Source organism: Devosia sp. 919, from assembly GCF_013185965.1.
Lineage (GTDB): Bacteria > Pseudomonadota > Alphaproteobacteria > Rhizobiales > Devosiaceae > Devosia.
In genome coordinates this window covers 1,867,414-1,891,762 of record NZ_JABAOL010000001.1, presented here as the reverse complement: position 1 = coordinate 1,891,762, position 24,349 = coordinate 1,867,414, and the positions used below count along the sequence as shown (strand labels likewise).

21 protein-coding genes are annotated in these 24,349 nt (G+C 63.4%); 10 read left to right on the top strand and 11 right to left on the bottom strand.

Annotation, left to right across the window (positions count from 1 at the left end; all coding sequences use genetic code 11):
* Positions 1–42: 42 nt before the first annotated feature.
* The 10 genes from HRQ64_RS09105 to HRQ64_RS09060 all read right to left on the bottom strand — a co-directional run bounded on the left by HRQ64_RS09105 (position 43) and on the right by HRQ64_RS09060 (position 11,433).
* Positions 43–1,086: an HlyD family secretion protein gene (locus tag HRQ64_RS09105; RefSeq protein WP_172123063.1), complete on the bottom strand. Its 1,044-nt coding sequence runs from the start codon at positions 1,084–1,086 to the stop codon at positions 43–45.
* Positions 1,087–1,108: 22 nt separating this feature from the next.
* Positions 1,109–2,884, bottom strand: a complete 1,776-nt coding sequence (locus HRQ64_RS09100) for an MFS transporter (protein WP_248306949.1) — start codon at positions 2,882–2,884, stop codon at positions 1,109–1,111.
* Positions 2,881–3,360, bottom strand: coding sequence for a MarR family transcriptional regulator (locus HRQ64_RS09095; protein ID WP_172123062.1), 480 nt, complete (start codon positions 3,358–3,360; stop codon positions 2,881–2,883). Before HRQ64_RS09095 ends, HRQ64_RS09100 begins: the two co-directional genes overlap by 4 nt.
* Before the next feature lie 160 nt (positions 3,361–3,520).
* Positions 3,521–4,492, bottom strand: coding sequence for an ABC transporter permease (locus tag HRQ64_RS09090; RefSeq protein ID WP_172123061.1), 972 nt, complete (start codon positions 4,490–4,492; stop codon positions 3,521–3,523).
* Positions 4,489–5,409, bottom strand: a complete 921-nt coding sequence (locus HRQ64_RS09085; RefSeq protein ID WP_210258627.1) for an ABC transporter permease — start codon at positions 5,407–5,409, stop codon at positions 4,489–4,491. The genes HRQ64_RS09090 and HRQ64_RS09085 overlap by 4 nt, the downstream gene beginning before the upstream one ends.
* Positions 5,410–5,486: 77 nt before the next feature.
* Positions 5,487–7,022, bottom strand: coding sequence for a sugar ABC transporter ATP-binding protein (locus HRQ64_RS09080; RefSeq protein WP_172123059.1), 1,536 nt, complete (start codon positions 7,020–7,022; stop codon positions 5,487–5,489).
* 59 nt (positions 7,023–7,081) lie between these two features.
* On the bottom strand, positions 7,082–8,062 hold the full coding sequence (locus tag HRQ64_RS09075) for an ABC transporter substrate-binding protein (protein WP_172124925.1): 981 nt from the start codon (positions 8,060–8,062) through the stop codon (positions 7,082–7,084).
* 219 nt (positions 8,063–8,281) lie between these two features.
* The gene (locus HRQ64_RS09070; RefSeq protein ID WP_172123058.1) at positions 8,282–9,007 is read right to left on the bottom strand and encodes an SDR family oxidoreductase; all 726 of its coding nucleotides are present in this window, start codon (positions 9,005–9,007) and stop codon (positions 8,282–8,284) included.
* Positions 8,997–10,652: a GMC family oxidoreductase gene (locus tag HRQ64_RS09065; RefSeq protein ID WP_172123057.1), complete on the bottom strand. Its 1,656-nt coding sequence runs from the start codon at positions 10,650–10,652 to the stop codon at positions 8,997–8,999. Before HRQ64_RS09065 ends, HRQ64_RS09070 begins: the two co-directional genes overlap by 11 nt.
* A 46-nt stretch (positions 10,653–10,698) precedes the next feature.
* The gene (locus tag HRQ64_RS09060) at positions 10,699–11,433 is read right to left on the bottom strand and encodes an FCD domain-containing protein (protein ID WP_349236689.1); all 735 of its coding nucleotides are present in this window, start codon (positions 11,431–11,433) and stop codon (positions 10,699–10,701) included.
* 171 nt (positions 11,434–11,604) lie between these two features.
* On the opposite strand from HRQ64_RS09060, the gene HRQ64_RS09055 reads away from it, so the two are divergent.
* The 6 genes from HRQ64_RS09055 to HRQ64_RS09030 all read left to right on the top strand — a co-directional run bounded on the left by HRQ64_RS09055 (position 11,605) and on the right by HRQ64_RS09030 (position 18,143).
* A complete protein-coding gene (locus HRQ64_RS09055; protein ID WP_172123056.1) occupies positions 11,605–13,083 on the top strand; it encodes an aldehyde dehydrogenase family protein in 1,479 nt (492 codons plus the stop codon).
* A gap of 5 nt (positions 13,084–13,088) precedes the next feature.
* Entirely contained in the window at positions 13,089–14,180 is a 1,092-nt protein-coding gene (locus HRQ64_RS09050; RefSeq protein WP_172123055.1) for a mandelate racemase/muconate lactonizing enzyme family protein, read from the top strand.
* Positions 14,181–14,409: 229 nt separating this feature from the next.
* Positions 14,410–15,432 (top strand): sugar ABC transporter substrate-binding protein, encoded by a 1,023-nt coding sequence (locus HRQ64_RS09045; RefSeq protein WP_172123054.1) that lies wholly within the window; start codon positions 14,410–14,412, stop codon positions 15,430–15,432.
* A 73-nt stretch (positions 15,433–15,505) separates the two neighbouring features.
* Positions 15,506–16,582: an ABC transporter permease gene (locus HRQ64_RS09040; RefSeq protein WP_172123053.1), complete on the top strand. Its 1,077-nt coding sequence runs from the start codon at positions 15,506–15,508 to the stop codon at positions 16,580–16,582.
* Positions 16,579–17,355 (top strand): ATP-binding cassette domain-containing protein, encoded by a 777-nt coding sequence (locus HRQ64_RS09035; protein WP_172123052.1) that lies wholly within the window; start codon positions 16,579–16,581, stop codon positions 17,353–17,355. Before HRQ64_RS09040 ends, HRQ64_RS09035 begins: the two co-directional genes overlap by 4 nt.
* A 2-nt stretch (positions 17,356–17,357) precedes the next feature.
* A complete protein-coding gene (locus HRQ64_RS09030) occupies positions 17,358–18,143 on the top strand; it encodes an SDR family oxidoreductase (protein ID WP_172123051.1) in 786 nt (261 codons plus the stop codon).
* Positions 18,144–18,198: 55 nt separating this feature from the next.
* Here HRQ64_RS09030 and HRQ64_RS09025 read toward each other — a convergent pair whose 3' ends face one another.
* Positions 18,199–19,857 carry a Na/Pi cotransporter family protein gene (locus HRQ64_RS09025; protein WP_172123050.1) on the bottom strand — a complete coding sequence of 553 codons (1,659 nt, stop codon included), beginning with the start codon at positions 19,855–19,857 and terminating at the stop codon, positions 18,199–18,201.
* 277 nt (positions 19,858–20,134) lie between these two features.
* Between HRQ64_RS09025 and ugpB the strand changes: the two genes are divergently transcribed.
* The 4 genes from ugpB to HRQ64_RS09005 all read left to right on the top strand — a co-directional run bounded on the left by ugpB (position 20,135) and on the right by HRQ64_RS09005 (position 24,328).
* On the top strand, positions 20,135–21,460 hold the full coding sequence (gene ugpB, locus HRQ64_RS09020; protein WP_172123049.1) for a sn-glycerol-3-phosphate ABC transporter substrate-binding protein UgpB: 1,326 nt from the start codon (positions 20,135–20,137) through the stop codon (positions 21,458–21,460).
* A 69-nt stretch (positions 21,461–21,529) separates the two neighbouring features.
* Positions 21,530–22,414, top strand: a complete 885-nt coding sequence (ugpA, locus tag HRQ64_RS09015) for a sn-glycerol-3-phosphate ABC transporter permease UgpA (protein ID WP_127752767.1) — start codon at positions 21,530–21,532, stop codon at positions 22,412–22,414.
* Between the two features lie 10 nt (positions 22,415–22,424).
* Positions 22,425–23,273: a sn-glycerol-3-phosphate ABC transporter permease UgpE gene (ugpE, locus tag HRQ64_RS09010; RefSeq protein WP_127752766.1), complete on the top strand. Its 849-nt coding sequence runs from the start codon at positions 22,425–22,427 to the stop codon at positions 23,271–23,273.
* 2 nt (positions 23,274–23,275) lie between these two features.
* On the top strand, positions 23,276–24,328 hold the full coding sequence (locus HRQ64_RS09005; protein WP_172123048.1) for a sn-glycerol-3-phosphate import ATP-binding protein UgpC: 1,053 nt from the start codon (positions 23,276–23,278) through the stop codon (positions 24,326–24,328).
* Positions 24,329–24,349 lie beyond the last annotated feature (21 nt).

Sequence of the window (24,349 nt, the reverse complement as noted above, 5' to 3'; positions counted from 1 at the left end):
AGCAAAGCGGCACTGAAGTGCTCCTGCCGCCCTCACCCGCGCCTAGAGCTGCGTGTCGACCCAGACTTCCACCGACATACCCGGCCGGAGCTGAGTGACCAGTTCGGGCTCGGCATCGAGTTCGATGCGCACCGGAATACGCTGGGCGATCTTGGTGAAGTTCCCCGTGGCGTTATCGGGCTTGATGACGCTGAACTCCGAGCCGGTCGCCGGCGAGATTTCCGAGATATGGCCCTTGACCTGTTGGTGATTGAGCGCGTCGACGGAAAAGGTGACCTCCTGCCCGATATGGACGCTGGCGAGCTGCGTTTCCTTGAAATTGGCCACGACCCAACGATCGGGCGGGGTGACGGAGGTTAGCTGGCTGCCGGTGGATACATACTGGCCCACGCGCGCCGTCACTTCCCCGAGCACACCATCGACAGGCGCGATGATGCTCGTATTGGCCAGATTGATCTTGGCCAGTTCCACCGCAGCTTCAGCGGAGTGAACCGCCCCCTGCAATGCGGGTACGCTCCCCTCGACCAGCGACAGGTTCTGTTCGGCCACGCTGATATTGGCCTGGGCCTGGGCAACGCTGGATTGCGCTTGCAGCAATGCGGCGCGGACCTGGTCGTTGCTCGATTGCGGCGACAGGCCCGAAGCCAACAACGACTCGCTGCGCGCGGCATCGGCCTGGGCGCGCTCAAGCGAAGCCTCTGCCGCTTCGAGCTGGGCGTTGGCATAGTCGAGGCTCGCCTGCTTGGATGCCCGGTTCTGCTCATAGTTGTCGAGGGCGTTGCGCTGCTGGGCCAAGGCCCCTTCGGCCTGCGCCAATTGCTGCTGATAGATGCGGTCATCGAGCTTGATCAGCAGATCGCCCTTCGTAACCTGCTGGTAGTCGCTGACCGGCACTTGCGTGACATAGCCGGCAAGCTGAGGCGCGATCATGGTCACTCGGCCACGCACAAAGGCATTGTTGGTGGACTGGATCGTGGAGGTGAAAGGCGGCAGCTGCCAGGCATAGAGCACGACGCCAACGCCGATGAGGCCGATCAGCAAGGCAGCCCAGGTGCCCTTGGATTTAAGCAGTTTGAGGAAAGGCATAGTCAATTCTCCAGAGAGGCAATCAGGCCGGGCTGGCGGCGCTGGCAGTTTTGGCGGCGTTGAGGGCGGCGAGCTTGGTGAGGCTCATGTGAATGACCAGCGCGGCAGTGGATGCCAGCGCCCCGTAGAAGACCACGAGGAAGAGGTCGTTATAGGCGAGCACCCAGGATTGCTGGGTAAGCGACTGGGTCAACAGGTTCAGCCCTTGCGTGCTGAGCTGGGTGGGATCGGTCAGGACGCGCGCATAAGCGCCGCCATAGGCCTGGATGCGCTGGGCCACGAGTGGATCAAGCAGGGTGATCCCTTGCGACAGCATGTTGGAATGAAACTGCTCGCGCAGGGCGACGAAGGTGGTGAAGATGGCGCTGCCCAACAAGCCACCCAGGCTTTGCGTGGTGAGAAACACGGCAAGGAACGACAGAATATATTGCGGGCCTCGCGCCAGCGCCTTCATGAAGCCATTGAGCATGGCTGGCGGCAGGAACAAGCCACCAGCGGCGCCAATCAGCGCCTGGCTGAGATAGAATTGCTCGGGCCGGCTGAGCGTGGTGCTGTGCGCATCCATCCAGCTGCCAGCCGCAATCAGGACCAGCGCCACGAGGTGGATGATCTCGGTGCGCTGCGGCTTGATCACTGCGCTAAGGACAGCGGTGGCAATGAAGGTCACGACCCCGATGACGCCGAAGAGTGGGATCAGTTGATCGTTCTGCAGATTAAGCACGGTGAAGAGGCCAAACACCCCCACCGACTGCTCTGACAGCAGCAGGCGGAACACGACGAGGGCCCCGGCAAAGATCAGCATGTCGCGACCCGTGAGCCAGCGCAGGTCGATAATCGGGTTGCTGCGATGCAGCTCGACCATGCAGAACAGCGCCATGGAGGCAATGCCGAGGGCCAGGAGTTCGCCGATCCAGGGGGTTTCGAACCACCAGAAGGCCCGACCCATGCCGAGCACGATGGCAAGGCAAGCAAAGCCGACCGTCATCAGCGGAAAGCTAAGGATATCGGCACGATCAAAGACCTTCATGCGCGGCGGGGCGGTCAAGGGCACGAGGAACACAATCGCGAGCGAGACCAGCGCCATGCCCACTTCAACGGCGTAAAGGCCCACCCAATCGCCCATCTGCAGCAGATCGGGCGAGATGACCCGGGCCAAGGGCAAGGCGAGGGTTGAGCCGAGCATGCCAAAGCAGATGCCAATGCTCATCTTCTTTTGCGGGGGAAGCCATTCCAGCATGTAGTAAAAACCGAGCGTGCTGAGCGGGGCCGCGGCCACGCCCATGATGGCGCGCACGACAATGGCCGAGTGCAGATCATGGGCAAACAGGTGGGCGATGACCACCACCACATAGGCAGCGATCCCCAACTCGGCGAAGCGCCGCAGCCCGAACTGGGTGCGCGCCTTGAAGAGGAGAATAGTGCCCGCAAGATTGGTGGCGAAATAAGCGGCGGCGAGCCAGCCCATCTCGGTTTGGGTGGCCCCAAACGAGGCCTGCAAGCCCGGTAGATTGGCGGTGATGAGATTGAGCCCCAAGCCCTGAGTCAGCCCGAGGATCAGCGAGCTCAGGATATAAACCAGGTTCATGATCGGCGATTTGGGCACGAAGGGCGGCATGGCGGGCATGCCCGAGGCTGGCGCCGCCGCTGGCGGCGCGCTTGGCTGCGCCACCGGTTCAGCCTGGGTGTCCGTTGTTGCTGCGGACGCGAGGGCGGCCTGCTGTTCGGGCGGAGTCGAGTTCTCGGCGGCGCGATCCTCAACGGGATCAGCGACCGGTATTACCGTGCTGCGCGTGCTCATGACGGGGCGTGCTCCCGATCCTTGGTGAGAGAACCGGCAATGTCCGACTTCATCCTTTGCAGCCCGTCGAGGAGCTGAAGCAGGACGCGATTGGCGATCTCGGCTTCGGCGGGATCAAGCTGGGACATCAGGTGATCATTGAGACAGGAAACGATAGCCGAGACCTTTTTGGCCACAGCACGGCCTTGCGGCGTCAAAACGATCATGCGGGCGCGGCGATCGTCCGGGCTGGGCACGCGATGGGTATAGCCAAGGCTCTCCAGCCCATCGAGGATGCGCACGGCGGTGGGATGCTCAACGCGCAAATGTTCGGTTACGGCGGCCTGGCTGACGCCTTCCGTGCTGGGCAGCAACAGCAGCAGAACGCGCGCGCGCGCCGTGGTCAGGTTGAGATCCTTAAGATGGACATCAAAGCCCACGCTCAGTTCCCGCCCAGCTTTGGCGACATTGCGAAGCAGTTCGGATGTCTCGGCCATGTTCGTGCTCACCTACAGTGTAGGGACCTACATATGTGCTGCGGCGGTGGAGCGCCACAAGAGCGGACGCATAACAGACCTGCATTTTTTCACAGGAACAATGCGCCAGGGACTCAAGTGTTGAGTCCGGCTGGGGCGCTAAGTGGTTCCCACAGCGAGACTAAGCGGGGGCGTTCGGGCGCGTCACCATGCGGGCCTGGATGATCACGACGACCAGAAGGAAAGCGCCGCGGATCACCGATTGCCAATAGGCTGAGAGGGAAATCCAGCCCATGCCGTTCTCGAAATTGAGCACGTTGAAGAGGATGCCGAGGAGAAGCACGCCGGCCAAAGTGGTGCCAACGGAGCCGACGCCGCCGGTCAGCAGCGTACCGCCGACCACGACCGAGGCGATGGCAAAGAGCTCCCAGCCGACGCCTTCAATGGGCTGGCCAGCGCCGAACTGGGCGGCAAGAATGACGCCGGCGAGGCCGGCCAGGCCCCCGCTCGCCAGATAGGTCAGGAACTTGATGGCATCGGTACGCAAGCCCATGAGGCGTGAGGCTTCCTCGTTGCCACCGATGGCGAGGACGGTGCGGCCGGTGCTGGTGAAGTTGAGGACGACCGAGCCGAGGAGATAGGCGACCGCGGCGATCACGGCGGGGATGGGCAGGATCCACAGATTGCCCTGCCCTAGCGCGGTGAAGCCGCTTTCATAGGAAACGGAGACGGACTGGTTGTTGGCCAGCAGCAGCGCCGAGCCGCTGGCCGCGAGCATGGTCGCGAGAGTGGCGATGAAGGGCATGATGTTGGCGCGGGTGACGAGAAGGCCGTTGATGGCGCCGACGAGGAGGCCGACGCCGATGCCGGCCGCGGCGCCGGGGAGGATGCCATAGGGACTCGCAAGGGCCGCCGCGACGCTGCCGAGGGCGGCGGTGGAGCCGACGGAGAGATCAATGCCGCCGGTCATGATGACGAAGCACATGCCGAGCGAGACCAGCGCGAACATGGAATTGTAGCGCAAAACGCTGGTGATGTTGAAAAAGCCGACGAAGTTGTCGTAGCGCCACCAGCCAAAGGCGATGAGGGCGAGGAGGGCAATGACGACGCCATAGGTGCCGAGGAGAATGCGCAGATCGGGCTTGCGGGTCATCGCGCCCTGCCCTGTTGCTGGAGCCAGACGGCGAGGACGATGATGGCGGCCTTGACCACGAGCGCGGCGGCGTCGGGGACGCCATTGGCGAGAAGCGTGTAGCGCACGAGCTGGATGGTGAGCGCGCCGATGAGGGTGCCGATGATGGTGGCCTTGCCGCCGCTCAGCAGCGTGCCGCCGACGGCAACGGCGGCGATGGCGTCGAGCTCCATGCCGAGGCCGACGAGATTGGCGTCGCTGGCGGAGTTGATGGCGATGACGATGAGCCCGGCCACGCCCGCGCAAAAGCCGGAAATGGCGTAGACGGCGAGTTTGACGCGGCTGACGGGGACGCCCGAGAGTTCGGCGGCGCGCTCATTGCCGCCGGTGGCGAGGATGGCGCGGCCAAAGACGGTGCGGCGGAGGACCCAGGCGGCAAGGAGCACGATGGCGGCCATGATCAGCACCTGGACGGGGATGCCGAAGGGGCGCCCCAGGCCGATCCACTGGAATTCGGGGGTGCGGAAGACCTGGAGGTTGCCGTTGGTGAGGACCTGGGCAATGCCGCGGCCGGCGATGAAGAGGACCAGGGTGGCGACAATGGGCTGGATGCGGAAATAAGCGACGAGCCAGCCGTTGAAGAGGCCCAGGAGCGTCGCGGCCAGGAGCGCGACAAAGATGGCGAGGGCGACGGCGGGGCCGATAGGGCCAACGGGAAAGATGGTGCCGAGGAAGATCATCGGCGCCAGCGCGCCGGAGATGGCCATGATGGAGCCGACGGACAGGTCGATGCCGCCGGTGCCGATGACCATGGTCATGCCGACGGCGACGATGACGATGGTGCAGACCTGGGTGAGGTTGACGTTGAGGGTTTGGACGGTGGCGAAGTTGCGAGTGAAGATGAGGTTGAAGACGAGCAACAGCGCGAGCGCGATCAGCGTGCCATAGCGCGAAAGGAAATCGAAGACGTCAAAGGGGCGGCGCTCGGCGGCGCGCGGGGCGGGAAGAGTTGCGGTCACGCCTGCACCTGCTCGGTTCGGGTGGAATGGCCATGGGCCATGGCGTCGAGCACGCGCTCTTCGGTGATCTCGCTGCCGGTGAGTTCGGCGACTGTCCGCCCTTCGCGCAGCACAAAAACGCGGTCGGCGCCTTCGACGACTTCCTCGAGTTCGGAGGAGATCATGAGCACGGCCAGACCCTGATCGGCGAGGGAGCGGATGAGGCGCTGGATCTCGCCCTTGGCGCCCACATCGATGCCGCGGGTGGGTTCATCGAGGATCAGGAGTTTGGGATTGGTGGCGAGCCAGCGGGCCAGCAGCACTTTTTGCTGGTTGCCGCCGGACAGTTCGCGGATCTTCTGGTTGGGGCCGGAGCATTTGATGCCGAGTTGCGCGATGAAGCGCTCCACCAGTTCGCGCTGCTCGGTTTCGGAAACGACGCCGTTCCTGCTGATGCGCGGCAGAAGGGCGAGGGTCATGTTTTCCGCGACGCTGAGTTCGGGCACGATCCCTTCGGCCTTGCGGTCCTCGGTAACAAAACCCATGCCAGCGGCAATGGCGTCCTTAGCGCGGCCGGGGGCATAGGGCTGGTGGCCCATCTGCATGGCGCCGGCGCGCGTGCGATCGATGCCGAAGACGAGGCGGGCGGTTTCGGTGCGCCCTGCCCCCAACAAGCCGGCAAAACCGACGATCTCGCCCCGCGCGACATCGAAGCTGACATCCTGCACCGCCTGCCGGGCGGCCAGGTTGCGGGCGGCAAATACGGTTTCCCCCGCCTCCCGGTGCCGTTCAGTGAAGGCGGTGGCGTGGCCTTCGGCCTTGCTGATGTCGCGCCCGAGCATGGCGGAGACGAGGTCGAGCTTGTCGATCTCGTGCATGTCGGCGGTGCGCACGGTGCGGCCATCGCGCATGATGGTGACGCGGTCGCAGACCTCGTAGAGTTCATCGAGCTTGTGGCTGACAAAGATGACGGAAACGCCGTCGGCCTTGAGTTGGCGGATGACCTTGAACAGCATGGCGACCTCCCCTTCGTCGAGCGAGGAGGTGGGCTCGTCCATGATGACGAGACGGGCGGAAAAGCCGATGGCGCGGGCAATGGCCACCATCTGCTGGGTGGCGGTGTTGAAATCCATCAAGGGGCGGCGGACATCGACGTTGATGCCGAAGCTCGCGAGCAGGCGCTGCGCTTCGGCATGCATGGCGTTCCAATCGAGCATGCCAAAGCGGCGCGCTTCGCGGCCCAGGCAGATATTCTCGGTGAGCGAGCGGAAGGGGACGAGGTTGATTTCCTGGTAGATGGTGCTGATGCCGCGCGACTGGGCTTCGTGGGGAGAGCCCACTTCAAAGGGTTGGCCGGCAAAGAGGACCTCGCCGCCATCGCGCTTATGGTAGCCGGTCAGCACCTTGATCATGGTTGATTTGCCGGCGCCGTTCTGGCCGATCAGGGCGTGCACTTCGCCGGGGCGAACCTCAAGCGATGCGCCGGAGAGGGCCGGGATGCCGGCGAAGCGCTTGTCGATGCCGGTCATCGAGAGCAGCAGAACTTCGGCCATGCTGGAACTCCGAAAAACGGGGGCACCCGCCCCGAGGGCGGATGCCCGTCACCTTGCGATCAGTAGGCGGTGTCGAGCAGGTCGTCCGCGTTTTCGGGCGTATACATCTCGTCGGGATTGATGATCACCGGCGGGATGGTTTCGCCAGCGGCATAAGCCACGGCGGTATCGAAGGCCTTGGGGCCAAAGCGCGGGTTGCACTCGACCACGGCTTCGATCTTGCCATCGACCACGAGCTGCACGGCTTCCTTGCCGCCATCGATGGAGAAGACGAGGCAATCGTCGCGCCCGGCGGTGCGGCCAGCCGCTTCAAGGGCGGCAATGGCGCCGATGGCCATCTCGTCATTGTGGGCATAGATGACATTGGCGTCGGGATGAGCCTGCAGCAGGGTTTCGGCCACCTGGCGGCCCTTGTCGCGGGCGAAGTCGCCGGACTGGGAGGCCACGATCTGGAAGTCCGGATGCTGGGCAATGACGTCATCAAAGCCCTTCTTGCGGTCATTGGCCGGTGAGGAACCGGTAGTGCCTTCGAGTTCGATGATGACCTTTTTGTCGAGGCCGAGACCAACCAGATATTCGGCCACGCGCTGGCCTTCTTCGACGAAATTGGAGCCGATGAAGGTCACGTAGTCTTCGCCGGGCTTGGCGAGGCTCTGGTCCACATTGCGATCGAGCAGGATAATCGGAATGCCAGCGCCCTTGGCGGCCATGATGGCGGGGATCAGCGGCTTTTCTTCGCGCGGGGCGAGGAAGATCAGATCCACGCCCTGGGCAATCATGGAATTGACGTCGGCCACCTGCTTGGCGGCGGAGCCCGCCGCATCGGTATAAACCAGCTGCCAGCCGCGGGCGGCGGCTTCGTCCTGCATGGACTTGGTTTGCGCGAGGCGCCAGGGATTGTTGGACTCGGTCTGAGCAAAGCCGACCTTGTAGGTGTCCTTCTGTTCCAGCGGGGGCGCGGCGGCAAAGGCACGCGAGGCTAGAATGGACGCTGCGGCGCTGGCGGCCGAAGCAATCAGCAGACTACGACGGGTAATCATCATGTAGTTTTCCTCCCAGTTTGGCCGCCATTGCGCGACCAGTGGCTTGAGCCACGAACCATGATAGTTGACCAAATAATCTTGCGACGTCAATGCAGCTAATTAGCCTTAACTAGCTGATATTCTTGATGTATTATGCGACACGCACCTGCGCCCGGAGCACGGCCGGAACCTGCGTCTACCTCCCTCACATTTCCTGCCGGGCTCCCTCTGCTTGCTTCAGTTCACGGCGAAACCCGCATCTATCGGCAGGGCGACGCCATTGATCATGGCGGCCGCGTCGCTGAGTAAAAACAGGATCACGGATGCGACCTCTTCGGGCTGCACGAACCGCCCGAGGGGCATGCGGCGCAGCATGGGATCGGCCTTGGCCGGATCGCTCCAGGCCTTGACCGCCATCGGCGTCAGCGTAATCGCTGGATTGACGGTGTTGACGCGGATGCCATGTCGGCCAAGCTCATTGGCCATGACGCGGCTCATGGCATCAAGGGCACCCTTGCTGGCGCAGTAAGCGGCGTGATCAGCCCAGCCCATCCATGCCGCATTGCTCGAGACATTGACGATGGCGCCGCCCAGACCGCGGCTGATGCGATCGCGCGCATATTCCTGGGCGAGCAGCATCGGGGCGCGCAGGTTAACGGCCATCAACTGATCGAGGCTGTCGACGCTGGTTTCGAGGAAGCTTTCGAGAATGGTGGTGCCGGCATTGTTGACGAGATAGTCGACCGGTCCACCTGCATGGGCTGCGGCGAGGGTAGCCTCAGGGTCGGACAAGTCTACGACGACGGGGGTGCAGCCAATTTCCTCGACGAGGCTATCCAGGTCAGACTCGGTGCGGCTGAGCGCCACGACATGGGCGCCCGCCTTGGCGAGCATAAGAGCGGTGGACCGGCCGATACCCTTGCCCGCACCACTGACCAGAACTGATTTGCCTTCAAGCGACATGGCTAACGCGTACTCCGTCCATCTGATTGACTGTGCTGCCCAAGATGAAGCTGGCGCAGCGATCGCCCAGCATCATGGCCGGGGCGGCAGTGTTGCCGGCATTGATGGTGGGGCACGCTGACATATCAGCGACGCGCAGATTGTCGATGCCGCGCACCTGCATCTGGGCATCCAGGACCGCCAATGGGTCGCCATCAGGCCCCATGCGACAGGTGCCGGCGGGGTGGTAATTGGTCTTGACCATGCGCTTGCAATGGGTCGCCAGCGCCTCGTCGCTCCAATCGGCTGGATCAGGGCGCAGGATCTTATCCACGCGCGAGCCAAGGGGGCCGTTCTGGAAGGCGCGCAGGAAAAAGCGCTGGCCGGCGATCATGGTGGCCATATCTTCGGGATGCTTGAGGAGATGGGGCGACACCACAGGCATATCGGCGGGATTGGCGGACCGCAGCTTCACGAAGCCGCGGGATTTGGGCTTGGTGACGACCGTGGTGACGGTGACCCCATGCGTGGGGGCGATGAGCTTGAGCAGGTCGCGGTCGAGATAAACAAAGGGGACGCAGAAGGCCTGGATGCTGGGTTCGGCGTCCGGATCGATGGGATTGACGAAGGCGCCGGCTTCCACGCCCGCCGAGGTCACCATGCCCGAGCCAAAGACCTTAAACTGCAGGCCATGCATCAACATGCGCCAGCCATCGGTGTGGCCGAAATAGCCATAGGGACCATTGAAGTGCGCGAGGATCGGCACTTCGGGATGATCGATCAGGTTCTGGCCGACGCCCGGCGCGTCAAGGGTGACGGAAAGTCCGTGCCCGCGCAGTTCATCGGCGGGGCCGATGCCCGAAAGCATCAGCAGCTTGGGGGAAACCAGCGCCCCCGAGCAGACGATGATATCGGCGGCGGAATGGGCGGTGTGCTCGCCCGAGTTGTCGGCGTAAACGACGGAGGTCGCCCGCTCCTTGTCGATGACGAGGCGCTGCACGGCGGCGTTGAGCTTGACGGTCAGGCGGGGATGCTTGAGCAGTGGCTCGACGAAAGCGTAAGCGGCGCTGGAGCGTTTGCCGCGCCGGTTCATGAACTGGTAGAAGCCGACGCCGGTTTGGCGCGGGCCGTTGAAATCGGGATTGAAGGGGACGCCCAGCCCCTGCATGGTTTGCACGAACCAGCGCGACACATCATCGATATGGCCGGGATCGGATACGAGCAGCGGGCCGCTGTCGTTGTGGCGCTCATCGAAAAAGCGGTTATTGCCTTCCATGCCGCGGAAATGGGGGAGCACATGCTCCCAGTCCCAGCGCACACCGGCATTGTTGCCGCGCAAGAGCTCGTCCCAGGCATCGTAGTCGGACGGGCGGCCGCGCATATAGACCTGGGCGTTCACCGAAGTGCCGCCGCCCAGCACATTGCCCTGGCTGATCTCATGGACGCGCCCGTCCAGATGCTCTTGGGGCGTCGTGGCGTGATAGCGCATGAACTTGGAGCCGTTGATCATCTTGAAGATGCCCGGCGGCATATCGAGCAGCGGATGATGGTGGGAGTGCCCGGCTTCCAGGAGCAGCACCCGGCGCCCGGCCTCGACCAGCCGCGCGGCCGCCACGCAGCCCGACGCGCCCCCGCCCACAACGATATGATCGTATTCCTGCGTCACGCTTTGTGGTCCTCCTCGGGTGGCGGGCGTCCTCTCTTGGCGGAGTTCAGCCCTGGTCGAATGTTCCTCGCACATATTCCCAGGCGGCGGTCAGGTGGCCATTGAGGGCGCGCTCGGCACCCTCGGGGTCACGTTCGGCAATGGCCTGGTAGATTTCACGGTGGCTGAGCCAATTGGTGCGGTTGCGCTCCGAGGAGCGGTCCATGCGCTCCCAATGGGGGCGCAGCCAGCCGGTGAAGGCGCGATGGATGGAGGGCATCACCGGATTGCGCGGCAGCTCATAAAAGACGGCATGAAAGGCCATGTCGGTGCGGTAGAATTCGGCGGCGTCGCCGATGGCGGCTTCATTGGCCTCGAGCGCGGTGCGCAGGGCGGCGAGATCGTCCTTGCGGGCGTGAAGCGCGGCGTGGCGCACCAGCGCGGCTTCGAGGAAGACGCGGGTGTCGTAGAGGTTCTTGACGCCCGCGGTCTGGCCCAGCAACTGGCCGACGACGCCGCCGAGGGCTGAAAGGGCCGCATCATAGCCGGCGCGGCGCACGACTGGGCGGAAGCGCGGACGGGTTTCGACGAGCCCCCTGCCCGCCAGTTGCGCCACCGCTTCGCGCGCGACGGTGCGGCTGATGTTGAACTGAGCCATGAGTTCGCGCTCGGCGGGCAGATAGCTGCCATCGGGCAGTTCGCCGCTGCCGATCATGGCTTCGAGCCGGGCCACGACCATGTCGGCGGCTCGATCACTCGCTCCGCTCCGGGGTTCCGCTGCCAGCTCCATTGCACCCGTCACGCCACCGCTCTCCTTTGCCCGATACCTCAACCAAGTTCGCATCAGAATGCAAGCGCAAAACGCTATTTGGTCCGTCCAAAGTTTAGATGAACTGCGGCCAGGGCTTGACTTTGTGGCGCCGCACGGCCTCACTTGTGCTGGTTTGGTCGGAGCAAAGCGGAGGAGCCGTTGATGCTGCAGGAGATGTTGGCGGAGCTGGCCGGCAGCGGGGTGTATCGCGGGCAGATGCTGATCGACGGGCGCTGGACCGATGGGGGCGCGCGCGATGTGTTCGAGGTGGAGAACCCGGCCAACCAGCGCATCATCGGCACCATCCCCCAGGGCGGACCGGAGGATGCGGCGGCGGCAATCGAGGCGGCGCGGCGGGCACAGCCGGCCTGGGCGGCGCGGCCGCCGATCGAGCGGGCCAAGCTGCTGTTCAAGCTGGCCGATGCGGTGCGCGAGAATGATGGCGTGCTGGCGCGGATCGTGGTGGCCGAACAGGGCAAGCCGCTCAACCAGGCGATGGGGGAGATCGGGGCGACGGAGACTTTCCTGCGCTATGCGGCGGAGTCGGCGCGGCGCATCGAGGGGGATATTCTTCCCTCGGACGTGGCCAATGAGGAAGTGTGGATCCGGCGGGTGCCGCATGGGGTCGTGGTGGGGCTGACGGCTTGGAATTTCCCGGCGGCGCTCGCCACGCGCAAGCTGGGGCCGGCGCTGGTGGCGGGCAATACATTCGTGCTCAAGGCGCATGAGTTCACGCCGTTTTCGGGGCTGGCCCTGGCGGCACTGGCGCAAGAAGTGGGGTTCCCGCCGGGCGTGTTCAATGTGGTGACGGGCGCGGGGCGTAGCGTCGGGGAAGCGCTGGTGACCCATCCCCATTCCGACCTCATCACCATGACCGGCAGCACGCGGGCGGGCAAGGAAATCTACCGGGCGGGCGCCGACCAGATCAAGGTGCTGCGGCTCGAGCTCGGGGGCAAGGCGCCGTTTATCGTCATGGACGATGCCGATGTGGATGGGGCCGTTCAAAGCGCGGTGGCGGCGCGGTTCAGCAATTGCGGGCAGATCTGCACCTGCAATGAGCGGATGTATCTGCATCGCGCCATTGCCGATGAGTTTCTGGAGAAATTCGTGGCGCGCACGCAGCGGTTGCGGATCGGCGATCCGCTGAGTGACCCCGATCTTGGGCCCAAGATCAGCGGGCCGGAGGTCGACAAGGTCGCCGCTATCGTGGCGCAATCGGTGGGTGCAGGGGCCGAGGTGCTGCTGGAGGGCGGGCCGCTGCGGGAGGGGGAATTTGCGCGGGGGCATTGGTATGCGCCAACCGTGATGAAAGTGCCCAACAACTCGGTGCCGGCGATGCAGCAGGAGATCTTTGGGCCGGTGGTGCCGGCCATGGTGGTGGGCGACTTCGAGGAGGCGCTGAGCCTCGCCAATGACAGCGAATATGGACTCTCCGCCTATGTTTATACGCAGAACTTCAAGCGGCTGATGCGCTCGGCCGAGGCGCTGCAGTTCGGGGAAATCTACTGCAATCGCTCGAGCGGCGAGCTGGTGCAAGGTTTCCATACCGGCTGGGGGCAATCGGGGCTGGGCGGGGAGGACGGCAAATATGGGCTGGACGGCTATTTCCGCAAGAAAACCATGTATGTGAACTGGTCCTGAACCCCATGAACACGCCACTGATCGAGGCCGTGGAGGCCCAGCTGTTCCGGGTGCCGCTCCCCAAGGTGATGGTGGATGCCAAGCATGGCGCGCACACCCATTTCGAGCTCGTGACCGTCACCATCCGCACCAGCGATGGCGCGGAGGGCACCGGCTATAGCTATACCGGCGGCAAGGGCGGGCGGGCGATTCTCGCGGTCGTCGAGGATGATCTGACACCCATGCTCCTGGGAAGCGATGCCGGGGAGATCGACGCCATCTATGACGCGATGTGGTGGCATATCCATTATGTGGGGCGCGGCGGGATCACGGCGTTTGCGATGTCGGCGGTGGATATTGCGCTCTGGGATTTGAAGGGCAGGCGCGAGGGGCGGCCGCTCTGGCAGATGGCCGGCGGCGCCGGGGCAACGGCCAAGGTTTATCGCGGCGGGATCGACCTCAACTACACGCTACCCGAGCTGCTGGAGAGCATCGAGGGGTATCTGGCGGCAGGGTTCAGGGCGATCAAGATCAAGGTGGGCAAGGACGACCTCGCAGAGGATGTCGAGCGGGTGCGGGCGGTGCGGGCGCTGATCGGGCCGGATACCCCGTTCATGGTGGATGCCAATTATGCACTGGATGTGCCGCGCGCGATTGCGGCGGCGAGAGCGTTCAAGCCCTTTGATCTGCTCTGGTTTGAGGAGCCGATCATCCCTGATGATTACCTCGGCTATGCGGCGATCGTTGAGGCAATGGGGATGCCGCTGGCGATGGGGGAGAACCTCCACACCATCCACGAGTTTGAATACGCCTTGGCGCAGTCGCAACTCTCGTTCATCCAGCCCGATGCCTCCAACTGTGGGGGGATAACCGGGTTCCTGCGGGTGGCGGAGCTATCGCGCGCCCATGGCATTCCGGTGTGCAGTCATGGGATGCAGGAATTGCATGTGAGCCTTGTGGCCGGACAGCCCAATGCCGGCTGGGTCGAGGCCCACAGCTTTGACATCGACCACTACACCATCCGCCCCCTGCAGTTGCGCGACGGGCTGGCGGTGGCGCCGGATGTGCCCGGCACGGGCGTGGAGTTCGATTGGGGTAAATTGCGCAGCGTTACGTAAAGCAAATGCACAAGGAAACGGCAGCATTTACTTGCCGCCAGGCTCTCGCACCAAGATAGGACGGAAGCAACAGCAACAAACGAGCAAAGCCCCATTCCGGTTGATTGACAGGCCCCAAGGTGGCGTGCTGACATCATCTTTATCGAAGCGGCGCACGAGGAGTGCGCGCGAACTTCGCAGCGGTCGTGACCGGAAAAATCCGGGACGTCCATGTTCTGGAGGAGAACACATGAACAGGTTCTGGAAAGCCACGGCAGCTGGCGCCGTGCTGCTCGGCCTTGCGTCCGGCTCGGCCTATGCGCAGGAAATTGTCGGACTGATCACGAAGACCGAGGGCAATCCCTTCTTCGTCAAGATGCGCGAAGGCGCGCAGGCCAAGGCGCAGGAACTCGGGCTCGAGTTGCGCACCTTTGCCGGCGAGTTCGATGGCGACAATGAAAGCCAGATCGCCGCTATCGAAAGCCTGATCGCCGCGGGCGCCAAGGGCTTTGCCATTGTTCCTTCGGATTCGTCAGCTATCGTGCCCACTATTCAGCAGGCCCGCGATGCCGGGCTGCTGGTCATTGTGCTGGATACCCCGCTCGACCCGATGGATGCGGCCGACGCGACCTTTGCCACCGACAACCGGCAGGCGGGACGGCTGATCGGGCAATGGGCCGCTGGCACGCTGGGCGATGAAGCGGCCAATGCCAAGATCGCGTTCCTCGATCTGGCGACCAACCAGCCTACCGTCGACTATCTGCGCGACCAGGGCTTCATGGAAGGCTTCGGCATCGATGTGAAGGATCCCAATCGCTATGGCGACGAGGACGATCCGCGCATCTGCGGACATGAAGTCACCGGCGGCGCGGAAGAAGGCGGGGTGACCGCCATGGAGACGCTGCTGCAGCGCTGCCCGGACGTCAATGTGGTCTATGCCATCAACGAACCGGCGGCGGCGGGGGGCTACCAGGCCCTGCAGTCGGTGGGCAAGGATGATGGTTCGGTGCTGATCGTGGCCATCGATGGCGGCTGCCCGGGCGTGCAGAACGTCAAGGAAGGCATTATCGGCGCGACCTCGCAGCAATACCCGCTCGACATGGCATCGCTCGCCATGGAGGCAATCGCCAAGTTTGCCGAAGATGGCACCAAGCCGGAAGTCGATCCGGAACTGGGCTTTTACGATACGGGGGCACGCCTTGTGACCGACAAGCCGGTGGACGGCGTGGAATCGATCGACACCACCGAAGCTGCCGAACTCTGCTGGGGCTAAGCGCCTCCTCGGCCTCTCCGGCCACTTGCCGGAGGGGCCCACTGCATTCCGCTCACCCCAGGAGGAGCAGGCGATGAGTGACGACGCCAGCGGCGTGACGACGGCAGAGCGCGGCCTTGGCAGCGGACCTGCCGGAGTGGCGAGCTTTGAGGACGAGGCACCCGGTGCGGGGCGCCGGATCCAGCACTTCTTTCACCAGAACCCAACAGCGATTCCCGCCATCATCCTGCTGGTGGCGGTGGCGGTGTTCGGGTTCGTGACCGGCGGTCGGTTTTTTGGCTCACTTAACCTGTCGCTGATTTTGGCGCAGGTGACGCTGATTGCCTTGTTGGGCACGGCGCAGACCCTCGTGATCATCACTGCGGGGATCGACCTGTCCGTCGGCGCGATCATGGTGCTGTCCTCCATCATCATGGGCAAGCTGGCGGTGGACTACCAGGTGCCGGTCGCCATCGCCTTTCCGGCGGGATTGTTGACGGGGCTGTTGTGCGGGCTGCTCAATGGCCTTCTCGTTACCGCGCTAAAGCTGCCACCGTTCATCGTGACGCTGGGCACCTGGAGCATTTATGGGGCGCTGATTACGCTGGTGTCCAACGCCGCGACGATCCGGGCGCAGGCGCTGGATCAATATGCGCCGTTTCTGCGCTGGATGGGTGCGCGCATTCCGCTCGGAGGTGGCGCCTTCTTGATGTATGGCTCGATCCTGATGCTACTGGTCGCGGTGGTGATCTGGTATCTCCTGAGCCGCACGGCCTTTGGGCGGCATGTTTATGCCATTGGCGATGATGCCAATGCCGCACGGCTTGCGGGCATTCAGGTCAACCGCACCCTTTTGGGCGTTTATACCCTGGCAGGGCTGCTGTGCGGGATTGCCGGTTGGGTACTGATCGGCCGGGTGGGCGCCGTGTCGCCGCTGGGCAATCAAACCGCCAATCTCGACGCCATCACCGCCGTCGTGATCGGGGGCACGTCGCTGTTTGGGGGACGCGGCTCGATTCTGGGGACGCTGTTTGGCGCACTGATCGTGGGCGTGTTCGATTCGGGATTGTCGCTGACCGGGGTGGATCCCTTGTGGCGGCAGCTGACGGTTGGCGCGCTGATCATCATCGCCGTGGCGATCGACCAATGGATCCGGAGGGTTTCGGCATGACCCAGCCCATTCTCGAAGCGCGGCAACTGACCAAGCGCTATGGCCGGGTGGTGGCGCTCGACCATGCCGATTTCGAGTTGATGCCCAACGAGATCCTCGCCGTGATCGGGGATAATGGTGCGGGCAAATCCACCCTGATCAAGGCGCTGTGTGGCGCGGTGCTGCCCGATGGCGGGGAGATCCTGCTTGAAGGCAAGCCGGTCAATTTTCGCTCCCCGCTCGAGGCGCGGATGGCGGGGATCGAGACGGTGTACCAAGATTTGGCGCTATCCCCTGCCCTCTCGATTGCCGACAACATGTTCTTGGGCCGGGAGTTGCGCAAGCCCGGCATCGTTGGGTCGGTGTTTCGCGGCCTCGACCGGGCGCGGATGCAAAAGATCGCGCGCCAAAAGCTGTCTGAGTTGGGACTGATGACGATCCAGAACATCAACCAGGCGGTGGAAACCCTGTCGGGCGGGCAACGGCAGGGCGTCGCGGTGGCGCGGGCCGCGGCCTTTGGCAGCCGGGTCGTGATCATGGATGAGCCGACAGCGGCGCTCGGGGTCAAGGAAAGCCGGCGCGTGCTGGAACTGATCCTCGATGTGCGGCGGCGCGGCTTGCCGATCGTGCTCATCTCGCACAACATGCCCCATGTATTCGAGGTGGCTGATCGCATTCACATCCACCGCCTCGGCAAGCGAATCGCAGTGATCAACCCCAAGGACTTTTCCATGTCCGATGCGGTGGCGATCATGACCGGGGCGATGCCGCCGCCGGTAGAACAAAAGGTTTGAGCATGGATTTGGGTTTGCGGGACAAGGTCGCGGTGATCACCGGCGGCACGGTGGGGATTGGGCTGGCGGTGGCCGAGGGGCTGGCGACAGAAGGGGCCAATCTGGTGCTGGTCGGGCGGGATGGGGAGCGCGCCGAGCGGGAAGCCATCCGCATTGCCGAAACCTATGGGGTCATTGTTTCCGCCATTGGCGCCGATGTGGCAACGGCCGCCGGCTGCGAGGCGGTGATCGCCGGGGCCAAGCGCGGCTTTGGCGGGGTCGATATCCTCATCAACAATGCCGGCACCGGCTCCAATGAAACCATCCAGGAGGCCGATGACGCCAAATGGCAGTATTACTGGGACCTGCATGTGATGGCGGCGGTGCGGCTGGCGCGCGGGCTGGTGCCCAGCATGAAGGCGCGGGGCGGCGGGGTCGTGCTGCACAATGCCTCGATCTGCGCGGTGCAGCCGCTTTGGTATGAGCCGATCTACAACACCACCAAAGCCGCACTGATGATGTTCAGCAAGACGCTCTCGACCGAAGTGGTGGGCGACAATATCCGCGTCAACACCATCAATCCCGGGCTGATCCTGACGCCCGACTGGATCAAGACGGCCAAGCAGATCGCCGGCGAAGATGGCTGGGAGGCGCATCTGCAGGGCGTTGCCAACGAGGCCGGGGGCATGAAGCGCTTCGCCAGCCCCGAGGAGCTGGCGAATTTCTTTGTGTTCATGTGCTCGGACAAGGCCAGCTATTCGACGGGCTCGACCTATTTCGTCGATGGCGGCTGGCTGAAGACGGTTTAGGCGCGGGGGCTGCGCGACGTGGGCTAAGCCCACGCGCGGGGGCGTTTGCGCCGGATCAGCCCGTCTGGACCAGCCGGGTGCGGAGCAGTTCGCCACTGTCGCTGAGGATGGAATAGGCGATGCCGGTCAGCAGGGAGTTGATCCGGCGCAGGGCGTGCACGGTTTCAAGGTGCAGGTCGCTCGACTGGATGCTGGTGGGGTTGCCGTCGCGCATGCGGCTGAAATGCTGCTCCATGCTGCGCCGCTCGAGCACGCCGATCTCGTCCTTCTCCGCCACGAGCTGGCGGGCCGAATCGGTGTCCTCGGACACAAGCACATTGAAGGCCAGTTGCATGTTGCCCAGCACGCGCGCATGCAGGTCCGTCAGCTCGTTCCAGCCCTGGGACGAAAAGGCGAGGCGCCGCTCCTGCTTTTGCTCGGCGAGCTTGAGCAGCTGCTTGACGATGATGTCGCCGGCCTGTTCGAGGCTGATGGCGAAATTGGTCAGGTCCTTGGCGCGGCGGGTCTGGGCGGCGTCCATTTCCTCCCATTCAAGGCGCGTGAGGAACAGCTTGATCTCACGATTGGCCTGATCGACCTCGGACTCGAGCGCCTTGATGCGGCGGATGGCTGTTTTGTCGCAGCTTTGGAAGATTTCCATCACCGGCTGGAGCATGACCTCGACCGTTTCGCTCATGCGCAGCAATTCGCGCGTGGCGCTGGCGAGCGCGGCATCGATGTTGCCGGTAGGGGTCGAGAGCAGAGCGTTGCTGCGCAGCCGCGCGACATTGAGCTCGCCTTCGACCGGCGCTTCGCTGATGAAGCGTTCGGTCAGGCGGGCAACAAGGCCGGTTAGCGGCAAACCCAGCACCAGAACGGCGAAGTTGAAGCCGATATGGAGGATGCTGGCCTGGAGGCCGACACTGCCTGGAATAGCGTCAAGCAGATGGGGCAGCAGCTGGACCAGCAACAGAACGAGGATCGCAGCGCCGCCGCGGAATGCCAGCGCGCCAACAGCGATGCGGCGGGCCCGCACATCGGCGGCCCGGGTCATGCTCCAGGAGATCAGCGTGCCGCCCAGATTGGCGCCGAGCACAAAGGCGGTGGCCACTTCGAGCGGGATAAGGCCGGTGGCGCCAAAGGAGATGATGACGAGAACGCTGGCGACGGAGGAATAGGACGCCCAGGTGATAAGCGCGGCGACAAGGAAACCGGTCCAGAGATCGCCCTGCAGATAGGTGATGACCGAGCCCAGCGCGCGGCTGTCGCGCCAGGGGGCGGTGGCTTCCCCCACCATTTGCAGCGACAGGAGCACAAAGGCGATGCCCAGCACCATGCGGCCGAGCTGCTTGGTGCCGCGGCTTTGGCCGCGCAGGAACAGCATGCCGCCGATGATGATCAGCGGGGGCATGAGGAGGGTGAGATCAAAGGACAGGATGCTGGCCACGAGCGCCGAGCCGAAATAGGCCCCCAGCATCAGTGCGAGGCCCGTGCCGCCTTCGAGGAGCCCGCCGGCAGCAAAGCTCGAGGCGAGCGCGGCAACGGCAGTGGAGCTTTGCAGGGCAACGGCCATGGCAGTGCCGGCAGCGGCGGCGCCGATGCGGCTTTTGTTGGCGTAAGCCAGCAAACGCTTAAGCTGGGGCGAATAGGCGCGCTCAACCGCGGTCCGCACCATGCGCACTGCCCAGAGCAGCAGCACGATGGCGGCTACCAGATGCACTGCGATGAAATACAAACGACGCCTCCTTGAGCGGCCAAATGGCCAGCCCCTATGATGTTCACATGAACCCCAGTGATGCAACTGCTTGGGGCAAAACCGCGAATGACGCTGTGCGCTGTCATAAAACGGTTAGGTGCTCCAACTAGAAGCCTAAGCAGGCTGCAGCAAGGCCATCAACCCCCCTTCTTGAATGTTCAAATGAGCATTTCAGTTTGCAAAGGAAGAATCGATGCTATCAAGTGGTGCCAAGCTTGGGACGAAAAGCTCCCAGCGCAATAACATGGGAGTGAGCATGTTCAAAAACGCTTTGCTGTTGTCTGCAGGACTGGTCGCCGTGATGTCGGCAACACCGGCCTATGCTCAGACCGAAATCACCTGGTGGCACGCCATGAGCGCCGAACTCGGCGAAAAGCTCGAGGAAGTGGCGCAGGGCTTCAATGAAAGCCAGACCGAGTACAAGGTCACGCCCGTCTTCAAGGGCACCTATCCCGAAACGCTCAATGCCGCAATCTCGGCATTCCGCGCCAACGAGCAGCCCGCCATCGTGCAGGTTTATGAAGTTGGCACCGGCACGATGATGGCTGCCCAGGGCGCCGTTTATCCCGTGCACCAGCTGATGACCGACAAGGGCGAGCCGTGGGATCCGAGCGCCTTCCTGCAGCCAGTTGTCGGCTATTATTCGGACACCGAAGGCAACATCCTGTCGATGCCCTTCAACTCGTCCACGCCGATCTTCTACTACAACAAGGACGTGTTCGAAAAAGCCGGCCTTGATCCGGAAGTCGCGCCCAAGACCTGGGCGGAAGTGGAAGAATTCTCGCGCAAGATCGTCGATTCCGGCGCAGCCAAGTGCGGCCTGACCACGGCCTGGATCACCTGGATCCACACCGAAAACATGTCGGCTCTGCACGATCAGCCGTTCGGCACGCTCGAAAACGGCTTTGGTGGCGCCGCTTCCGAGCTGACGTTCAACAATGAAGCGGTCGTCAAGCATTGGGGCAATCTCAAGAAGTGGGCTGACGAAGGCCTGTTCCAGTATGGCGGCCCGGTGGGCGGCAACGATTCGCAGCCCAAGTTCGTGGCGCAGGAATGCGCGATGTTCATGAACTCCTCGGCTGGCCGCGCTGGCGTGATCCGCAATGCCGTGGACTTCGAAGTCGGCTTTGCGCCCCTGCCCTATTATGACGACCTGATCGACGAGCCCAAGAACTCGATCATCGGTGGCGCCACCTTGTGGGTGCTGAACGGCAAGTCCGACGAAGTGTATTCGGGCGTCGCCAAGTTCTTCACCTATCTGAGCCAGCCCGAAGTGCAGGCCGATTGGCACCAGTTCACCGGCTATCTGCCGATCACCACGGCAGCCTATGAGCTGGGCCAGGAGCAGGGCTACTACGCCAAGAACCCGGGTTCAGACATCGCCATCGAGCAGATCATGCGCGGCACTCCCACAGCCAACTCCAAGGGCGTGCGCTTCGGCAACCTGACCCAGGTCCGCGATGCCGTGGACGCCGAGTTCGAGGCCATGCTGGCCGGCCAGAAGACCGCCCAGGAAGCACTGGACAGCGCCGTGGAGCGCGGCAACGCCATCCTGCGCGATTTCGAAGCCAACAACAGCTAATCCGCTACCGTCAGGAAGACCCGCGCCAATGGTGCGGGTCTTCATCCGAGGCCCAGCCAGCGAGCCCCAATGCAGTCCAAACGCACGATTTTCCCCAACAAACTGCTGCCTTACGCGCTGCTGGCGCCGCAGCTGATCATCACCATCATCTTCTTCCTGTGGCCCGCGGCCCAGGCAGTCCGGTCGAGCTTTGAACGCGAAGATCCGTTCGGCTTCCGAACCACCTTTATCTGGTTCCAGAACTATACCCGGCTGTTTGCCGACCCCGGCTATCTGCGCGCGGCCTCCAACACGGCGGTGTTCGCAGTCGGCGTCACCATCCTCTCGATGGGCGTGGCGCTGTTGCTGGCTGTGGCGGTTAACCGGCTGTTGCGCTCGGGCAAGTTCTACACCACGCTCCTGGTCTGGCCCTATGCGGTGGCGCCGATCGTTGCGGGTATCCTGTGGTGGTTCATGTTCAACCCCACGATCGGCATCGTGCCCTATCTGCTGGATGCGTTCGGTTATCGCTGGAACCACCGGGTGAACGGCAACGACGCCATGATCCTCGTGATCATCGCGGCCAGCTGGAAGCAGATTTCCTATAACTTCCTGTTCTTCGTGGCGGGTCTGCAATCGGTGCCGAAATCACTGATCGAGGCGGCCGCTATCGATGGCGCCGGCCCGTTCAAGCGGTTCTGGACCATTGTGTTCCCGCTGCTGTCGCCGACGACCTTCTTCTTGATGATCGTCAACATCAATTACGCCATGTTCGACACTTTCGGCATTATCGACGGCACCACCGCCGGCGGCCCTGCGGGCGCCACCAACACGCTGGTGTACAAGGTTTATGCCGACGGCTTTGTTGGCCTCAATATCGGCTCGTCGGCGGCCCAGTCCGTGCTGCTGATGCTGATCGTTATCGCTTTGACCGTCGTCCAGTTCCGCTGGGTCGAACGGCGCGTGCAATACTAGGAGGCCGGTCATGGTCGAAAACAGGCCTTTCCTCAATATCCTCACGCATCTGCTGCTGATCGTCGGCGTTGCCGTGGTGGCGTTCCCGGTCTACCTGGCTTTCATCGCCTCCACCCATGGCGCGGACGCGTTCTCGCGTGGGCTGGCGCCCATGCTGCCCGGGCCGCATATGATCGACAATTATGCGCGGATGCTCACCAACGGCCTGTCTTCGGCCGGGGCGCCGCCGGTCTGGATGATGCTGATCAATTCCACGATCATGGCGCTGACCATCGCCATCGGCAAGATCGCCATCTCGATCATCTCGGCCTATGCGATCGTCTACTTCAAGTTCCCGTTCCGCCTGCTCGCCTTCTGGATGATCTTCATCACCCTGATGCTGCCGGTGGAAGTGCGCATCATGCCCACCTTCAAGGTGGTGGCGGATCTCGGGATGCTCAACAGCTATGCCGGTCTCACCATTCCGCTGATCGCTTCGGCGACCGCGACGTTCCTCTTCCGCCAGTTCTTCCTGACTATTCCCGATGAACTGATGGAAGCGGCGCGGGTGGATGGCGCGGGTCCGATGAAGTTCTTCCGCGACATCCTGCTGCCCCTCAGCCGGACCAATATCGCCGCGCTATTCGTGATCCTCTTCATCTATGGCTGGGTGCAGTATTTGTGGCCGCTGCTGGTGACCACCGACACCGGCTATTACACCATCGTCATGGGCATCAAACGGCTCGCGGCCAGTGCCGACACCGATCCGTACTGGAACCTCGTCATGGCAGCGGTGATGCTGGCCATGCTCCCTCCAGTGCTCGTTATCCTTCTCATGCAGCGCCTGTTCGTCAAAGGCCTGGTCGAAACGGAAAAATAGATATGGCAACCATCAACCTAGTCGACCTGCAAAAGAGCTATGGCGGCGATGTCATGGCGGTCAAAGGCATCAATCTCAGTGTCGCCGATGGCGAGATGATCGTGCTGGTCGGCCCCTCCGGTTGCGGCAAATCCACCCTGCTCCGCATGGTGGCCGGGCTGGAAACCGTCACTTCCGGGCGGATCGAGATCAATGGCCGCGATGTGGTCAAGGCCGAGCCTGCCGAGCGCGACATCGCCATGGTGTTCCAGAACTACGCGCTTTATCCGCATATGACGGTGCGTGGAAACCTGGAATACGGGCTCAAGAACCGCGGCACCCCGCGCGCCGAGATCGACCGGCGCGTCAAGGAAGCCGCTGATATCCTCGAGATCGGGCCAATGCTCGACCGCAAGCCACGGGCATTGTCGGGCGGGCAGCGCCAGCGCGTCGCGATGGGCCGCGCCATTGTGCGCGAGCCATCCGCGTTCCTGTTCGACGAGCCGCTCTCGAACCTCGACGCCAAGCTGCGCGTGCAGATGCGGGTGGAAATCCGCCGCCTGCAGCGCCGGCTCAAGACCACCAGCCTTTATGTGACCCACGACCAGCTCGAAGCCATGACCCTGGCCGACCGGCTGGTGGTGATGAATGGCGGGCTGGTCGAGCAGATCGGCACGCCGACTGAGGTTTATGACCGCCCGGCAACGCTGTTTGTCGCGAGCTTTATTGGCTCGCCGCCGATGAACCTGATCCCCATCGCGGCCCTGGCCGGCGCCGAAGGCTTCCACGCGGGCAATCTGCCGGCGAATACCGACATTGTCGGCCTGCGCGCCGACCAGCTGGTGATCGACAAGCCTGAGGGCGAAACCATTGTGCTCGACGCGGTGGTGGAACTGCTCGAGCCCGTGGGCGGCGAAAGCCATCTGCATGTGCGCCTCGCCGACCAGACGTTGATCCTGCGGGTGCCTGGGCGACCGCAACTGGCCGAAGGGGCGGCGATCAAGCTTTATGCCCCCGCCTCGCTGATCCACCCGTTCAACAGCAGCACGGGTCGGCGCACGGACGCCCTCGCCTGAGATCCAGGCGAGGCAGCGGAT

What these genes read in the sequence shown, in the direction of transcription:
- HRQ64_RS09105 (WP_172123063.1), bottom strand. Translation starts at nt 1,086, where the DNA reads ATGCCTTTCCTCAAACTGCTTAAATCCAAGGGCACCTGGGCTGCCTTG.
- HRQ64_RS09100 (WP_248306949.1), bottom strand. Translation starts at nt 2,884, where the DNA reads ATGAGCACGCGCAGCACGGTAATACCGGTCGCTGATCCCGTTGAGGAT.
- HRQ64_RS09095 (WP_172123062.1), bottom strand. Translation starts at nt 3,360, where the DNA reads ATGGCCGAGACATCCGAACTGCTTCGCAATGTCGCCAAAGCTGGGCGG.
- HRQ64_RS09090 (WP_172123061.1), bottom strand. Translation starts at nt 4,492, where the DNA reads ATGACCCGCAAGCCCGATCTGCGCATTCTCCTCGGCACCTATGGCGTC.
- HRQ64_RS09080 (WP_172123059.1), bottom strand. Translation starts at nt 7,022, where the DNA reads ATGGCCGAAGTTCTGCTGCTCTCGATGACCGGCATCGACAAGCGCTTC.
- HRQ64_RS09075 (WP_172124925.1), bottom strand. Translation starts at nt 8,062, where the DNA reads ATGATTACCCGTCGTAGTCTGCTGATTGCTTCGGCCGCCAGCGCCGCA.
- HRQ64_RS09070 (WP_172123058.1), bottom strand. Translation starts at nt 9,007, where the DNA reads ATGTCGCTTGAAGGCAAATCAGTTCTGGTCAGTGGTGCGGGCAAGGGT.
- HRQ64_RS09055 (WP_172123056.1), top strand. Translation starts at nt 11,605, where the DNA reads ATGCTGCAGGAGATGTTGGCGGAGCTGGCCGGCAGCGGGGTGTATCGC.
- HRQ64_RS09050 (WP_172123055.1), top strand. Translation starts at nt 13,089, where the DNA reads ATGAACACGCCACTGATCGAGGCCGTGGAGGCCCAGCTGTTCCGGGTG.
- HRQ64_RS09045 (WP_172123054.1), top strand. Translation starts at nt 14,410, where the DNA reads ATGAACAGGTTCTGGAAAGCCACGGCAGCTGGCGCCGTGCTGCTCGGC.
- HRQ64_RS09040 (WP_172123053.1), top strand. Translation starts at nt 15,506, where the DNA reads ATGAGTGACGACGCCAGCGGCGTGACGACGGCAGAGCGCGGCCTTGGC.
- HRQ64_RS09035 (WP_172123052.1), top strand. Translation starts at nt 16,579, where the DNA reads ATGACCCAGCCCATTCTCGAAGCGCGGCAACTGACCAAGCGCTATGGC.
- HRQ64_RS09030 (WP_172123051.1), top strand. Translation starts at nt 17,358, where the DNA reads ATGGATTTGGGTTTGCGGGACAAGGTCGCGGTGATCACCGGCGGCACG.
- ugpB (WP_172123049.1), top strand. Translation starts at nt 20,135, where the DNA reads ATGTTCAAAAACGCTTTGCTGTTGTCTGCAGGACTGGTCGCCGTGATG.
- ugpA (WP_127752767.1), top strand. Translation starts at nt 21,530, where the DNA reads ATGCAGTCCAAACGCACGATTTTCCCCAACAAACTGCTGCCTTACGCG.
- ugpE (WP_127752766.1), top strand. Translation starts at nt 22,425, where the DNA reads ATGGTCGAAAACAGGCCTTTCCTCAATATCCTCACGCATCTGCTGCTG.
- HRQ64_RS09005 (WP_172123048.1), top strand. Translation starts at nt 23,276, where the DNA reads ATGGCAACCATCAACCTAGTCGACCTGCAAAAGAGCTATGGCGGCGAT.